The organism is Kitasatospora sp. NPDC001603 (assembly GCF_040298365.1).
Taxonomy (GTDB): Bacteria; Actinomycetota; Actinomycetes; order Streptomycetales; family Streptomycetaceae; genus Kitasatospora.
Genome location: NZ_JBEPAA010000191.1, coordinates 1 through 1,424, shown reverse-complemented (window position 1 = coordinate 1,424; position 1,424 = coordinate 1). Strand labels below are relative to the sequence as shown.

Sequence of the window (1,424 nt, the reverse complement as noted above, 5' to 3'; positions counted from 1 at the left end):
CTCGCGGAGAGCGGGCGGGCCGAGCACTTGGTCCTGGTGTCGCGTCGGGGCATCGAGGCCCCCGGGATGTCGGAGCTGGTGGCCGATCTGAAGGGGCTGGGTGTCGAGGTCACGGTCGGGGCCTGTGACGTGGCCGATCGCGAGGAACTCGCCGGCGCGCTGGAGGGTGTGCCGCTGACGGGTGTCGTCCATGCGGCGGGTGTTCTGGACGACGGGCTCGTCGCTTCGCTGACGCCGGAGCGGTTGGCGGCGGTGATGCGGCCGAAGGTCGACGCGGCGTGGCACCTGCACGAGCTGACCCGTCACCTGGACCTGGACATGTTCGTCCTGTTCTCCTCGGTGGCCGGCGTCTGGGGCAACCCGGGGCAGGCGAACTACGCGGCGGGGAACACGTTCCTGGACGCCCTGGCCGCCCACCGGCGGCACGAGGGCCTCCCCGGTGTGTCGCTGGCGTGGGGCCCGTGGGAGAACGGCATGGCCGGCGGTCTCACCGACGCCGACTGGCGCCGGCTGTCCCGTCAGGGGCTGAGGCCGCTGCCCGCGGCCGACGGGCTCGGCATGCTCGACGCGGCCGCCCGCGCCGCCGGGCCGCTCGTGGTGACGGCCAGGCTGGACCTGGCGGCTCTGCGGAACTCCGGCGAGGTGCCGCCGCTGCTGACCGGTCTGGTCCGCGCCGGGCACCAAGGCTCGCGTACCCGCCGCTCGGCGGGCCGGGCCGCCGTCGGCGCCCAGAACGCGTTGGCCGCGCGGCTGGCCGGGCTGGAGCCGGACGAGCAGCGGGAGGTGGTGCGGGAGCTGGTGCTGTCGCAGGCCGCTCTGGTGCTGGGGATGGCCGGACCGGCCGGCCTGGACGCCGAACGTTCCTTCCGGGACGTCGGGTTCGACTCGCTCACCGCCGTCGAACTGCGCAGCCGACTGAACAATGTGACGGGTCTGCGGCTCTCGGCGACGATCGTGTTCGACTACCCGACACCGGCGGCCCTGGTCGGCCACCTGGTGGGCGAGCTGGTCGGTGGGGCCGAGCCCGTGTCGGCAGGCTCCGCACGGTCCGTGGTCCGTCGCGCGTCGGCCGAGGACGACCGCGTGGTGATCGTCGGAATGGCGTGCCGGTTCCCGGGCGGGGTGTCGTCGCCAGGTGAGTTCTGGGAGCTGCTGGAGTCGCGCGGGGACGCGATCGGCCTCTTCCCGACCGACCGCGGCTGGCCGGGGAACCTGGTCGATCCGGATCCGGATGCGGTGGGCAAGAGCGTGTCCGGTGAAGGCGGATTCCTCTACGACGCGGGGGAGTTCGACGCGGAGTTCTTCGGGATCAGTCCGCGTGAGGCGGTGGCGATGGATCCGCAGCAGCGGTTGTTGCTGGAGGCGTCGTGGGAGGCGTTGGAGGACGCGGGGATCGACCCGACGGGGCTGCGGGGCAGCGCGAC

General features: G+C 73.5%; 1 protein-coding gene. It reads left to right on the top strand.

Going from position 1 to position 1,424, the window contains the following annotated elements; genetic code table 11:
* Positions 1 to 1,424 (top strand): type I polyketide synthase (locus tag ABT263_RS38770; protein WP_352298650.1); only part of this gene is annotated, 1,424 nt, incomplete at both ends.